The organism is Moorena bouillonii PNG, assembly GCF_001942495.1.
In the GTDB taxonomy this organism is placed as follows: Bacteria; Cyanobacteriota; Cyanobacteriia; order Cyanobacteriales; family Coleofasciculaceae; genus Moorena; species Moorena bouillonii.
Genome location: NZ_MKZS01000001.1, coordinates 7,617,284 through 7,620,958 on the forward strand (window position 1 = coordinate 7,617,284; position 3,675 = coordinate 7,620,958).

The 3,675-nt window shown below is 42.3% G+C and carries 4 protein-coding genes; all 4 read right to left on the reverse strand.

Features of this window, described 5'->3' with window-relative positions; all coding sequences use genetic code 11:
- Positions 1-58: 58 nt before the first annotated feature.
- The gene (locus BJP37_RS31070; RefSeq protein ID WP_075904714.1) at positions 59-478 is read right to left on the reverse strand and encodes a hypothetical protein; all 420 of its coding nucleotides are present in this window, start codon (positions 476-478) and stop codon (positions 59-61) included.
- A 582-nt stretch (positions 479-1,060) separates the two neighbouring features.
- Positions 1,061-2,728 (reverse strand): CTP synthase, encoded by a 1,668-nt coding sequence (gene pyrG / locus BJP37_RS31075; protein ID WP_075904717.1) that lies wholly within the window; start codon positions 2,726-2,728, stop codon positions 1,061-1,063.
- Between the two features lie 189 nt (positions 2,729-2,917).
- Entirely contained in the window at positions 2,918-3,082 is a 165-nt protein-coding gene (locus tag BJP37_RS41745) for a hypothetical protein (RefSeq protein WP_198954234.1), read from the reverse strand.
- On the reverse strand, positions 3,069-3,275 hold the full coding sequence (locus BJP37_RS31080; RefSeq protein ID WP_075904719.1) for a hypothetical protein: 207 nt from the start codon (positions 3,273-3,275) through the stop codon (positions 3,069-3,071). Before BJP37_RS31080 ends, BJP37_RS41745 begins: the two co-directional genes overlap by 14 nt.
- Positions 3,276-3,675: the final 400 nt, after the last annotated feature.

The window sequence follows — 3,675 nt, forward strand, 5'->3', positions numbered from 1 at the left end:
ATTCTCAATTCTCAATTCTTAATTCTTAATTTTTAATTTTTAATTCTTAATTCTATAATTACGTTAGTAGGTAGCCAGTTTTTTGTTCAATATAGTCTATTATCTTATGATAAATGTCTGGATATTTTTGTTCGCTAATAATGATGGGCATGGAACTGTCAGGTAACCAAAAGGTTAATCTCTGATTTGGGTAGTGACAAAAACTACTGATTTTGTTGAGGTCAAGGATATAATCATGACGCTCATAACTGAATGTAATCCAAAAACCATTAGGTGATCGTGCTGATAACTTTTGAATGTAGTTGACCACTCGTTGATAACCGTCTGGGTCATTTTGACGGTTGACAATAATGGGGATAGTACTATCGGGTAACCAGAAGGTTATTTTTCCGTTGGGACCATGGGTGAATGTACTAAGCCGGTCCAGATCAATGACATATTCTCGATGATCGTAATTAACTTTTATCCAGTAACTCACAAAACCTCCTTATTGGGATAACGGGTTGGTAATACTAGCAATTACCAATTCGATGGCCTTTGGCCACCCTACGCGAATGATTCGAGTTAATCACTTTCGCAAAGGGAACAGGGAATAGGGAACAGCGGATCTGGGAACAAAAATGATCACAATTCATTTAGGATTGCTATTGTTATTGAGATTACTGGTTAGTTGTTGTTAATTAACACTGGTTACTGGTTACTAGTTATTTATTAAAGGATAAATAGTTAACCAGGATAGGAAAAATTAAGAATTTAGAATTGGATTCTTAATTCTTAATTCTTAATTCTTAATTCTTCATTCTTAATTCTTCATTCTTAATTCTTAATTCTTTATTCTCTTAAGACTGTCCCTGAATTGAGCGCAAGTTGGAAGCCCCAACCTACTTCGTGTGGGTTGGGGTACTTCACTTGTGCCTAGCTGCTGATCAAGCTAAGTCATATTTCAGGGATTTATTCCTCAGAGCCGGATAATTTCTGTGGAATCATCTTTTGATGGAGGGTAATTATCCGGCATGATGTCATTACTACCCTAATATGCAACATATGTGACATCACATACTTAGGAGCTTACTTCCGCAACGGATTGCTGGTTTTGGCTAGTACTGCCGTTAGTACTAGACTGTTTAACCTGTCCTTTGTCAAGGCTAGCTTGCACAAATCCCACAAACAATGGATGGGGATGACTGGGACGGGAGCTAAATTCTGGGTGGAACTGAGTGGCAATAAAGAAGGGGTGTTGTTTCAATTCAATTATTTCCACGAGGCGACCATCGGGAGAAGTCCCACTAATCACATAACCTGTTTCTAGAAATAGGTTGCGATAAGCGTTATTAAATTCATACCGGTGGCGGTGGCGCTCATAAATGACTTCTTCTTGGTAGAGGGAAGATGCTAGAGTATTGGGTGCTATACGGCATGGGTAGAGCCCTAAACGCATGGTACCGCCTAAATCCACTACATCTTGTTGCTCTGGCAATAGATGAATGACGGGATTCTTGGTATCAGTGAAAAACTCGGCACTATGGGCTTCTTCTAAGAGGGCTACGTGCTTTGCCCATTCAACTACTGAACACTGCATCCCTAAACATAAGCCCAGCAAGGGAATCTGATTTTCCCTAGCATACCGAATGGCCTGAATTTTGCCATCTACTCCCCGAATCCCAAAGCCTCCAGGAATAAGGATACCGTTAAAACCGTTTAGGAAGGATTCAGGGCCGTAAGTTTCCACATCCTCAGCACTAACCCAGTGTATTTTGATTTTGGTATCCTTTGCGATCGCAGCATGCTCCAACGCTTCCACAACGGATAGATAGGCATCAGTTAGTTTGATATACTTACCAACAATGGCAATTTCAAGGTGGTGAGTGGGATTATGCAAACGCTCAATTAACCGCTGCCAATGGGTTAAATCCGGTTCCCGTTGTTCCATCTGGAATAACTCTAGGGTTTGCTGAGCCAGTCCTTCTTTTTCTAGCATTAGGGGGACTTCGTAGATACTGCTGGCGTCCTGTGCAGAAATAACTGACTCTACTGGTACATCACAGAATGCTGATATTTTATCTTTTAATCCGGGTGGCAAAGCGCGATCGCATCGGCAAATTAAAATATCTGGTTGAATCCCAATAGCACGCAATTCCTTTACGGAGTGCTGGGTTGGCTTAGTTTTTATTTCTCCAGCCGCAGGAATCCAAGGTAATAGGGTGACGTGCATATAAAGTACGTTATTGCGCCCGACATCCTTACGGAATTGACGAATTGCTTCCAAAAACGGTAGGGATTCAATATCCCCCAATGTGCCACCAATTTCTGTAATCAACACATCAGGATTGGAATTTTTGGCAACTCGATGAATGCGCTGTTTTATTTCATTGGTAATGTGGGGAATCACCTGCACTGTCCCCCCCTGGTAGTCACCGCGACGTTCTTTATTGATTACGGCTTGATAAATCGAGCCAGTCGTGACACTGTTCAGGCGAGAGACGGAGGTATCGGTGAAGCGTTCATAGTGACCTAAATCTAAATCTGTCTCAGCACCGTCTGATGTTACGAACACTTCTCCATGTTGGTAGGGACTCATGGTGCCCGGATCTACGTTAATATAGGGGTCTAGTTTAAGAATAGAAACGGAATAGTTCCGGGATTTGAGTAAACGTCCCAAGCTAGCAGCAACAATCCCCTTGCCAATACTGGATACAACCCCTCCAGTGATGAAGACAAACTTAGTCATAATAGTATTAATATAATAGTTCGATAGAGATTTATCTGGTTCATTGTGACATACTACACCAGAGTTGTTTGCTGCTGGTAAGCTATCAGCTATCAGTAATCAGTAATCAGCAATCAGCAATCAGCTTTTAGCAATCAGCTTAAGCGCTACGCGAACAGTAATTAGTAATCAGCAATCAGTAATCAGTAATCAGTAATCAGTAATCAGCTTATGGGTTAACTCACAGGCTAGAAGCCTGTGCCACGCTGACCACTGACCGCTGAAGGCTGAAGGCTGACCACTGACCGCTGACTGCTGACTGCTGACGGCTGAAGGCTGACCACTGACCGCTGCAATACCCCTAGGATTCCTCATCCATTGGATTACCGAGGTCTAGATTACCGACGTCAAAAACAATTATAAATTCGGCATCAGGCATTAATCGTTTCAGGGCCCATAAATGTCCCTCTGCATCCGACCGGTTTCGGAAGCGAGCAACGACTATCCGCTGCATTTCGGGTAACAGCCTAATGACCACCCACGGGTGAAGGCGTTCAGAATAACTCATAATCAAACTATCTCCTTTTGTAGGGGAGCCAGAGCTAGCCCGTGGATATTGCACTCTCGTTGGGCTAGCTCTTGACTCCGGGCGTCTCAGCGCCCACTTTTATAGTGTAGCATAAAAAAAACCTTCATTATAACATATTTTGAAAAGTTTTGTAAAAAACTGGTCGGGAGTAGGGAGCGGTGAAGTCAAACGAGGTAAGAACTAAGAGCTAAGAGGATAAAAATATTGTGGACTTCATTATCATGAAAATTGCTATATATTTTACCTAAAAAAATATATCATAAGGTACAAATTGATCCCCCTAAATCCCCCTTAATAAGGGGGACTTTTAGCAGGATTGTTTTCCCCGATTCCCGATTCCCGATTCCCGATTCCCGATTCCCGATTCCCGATTCCCGAT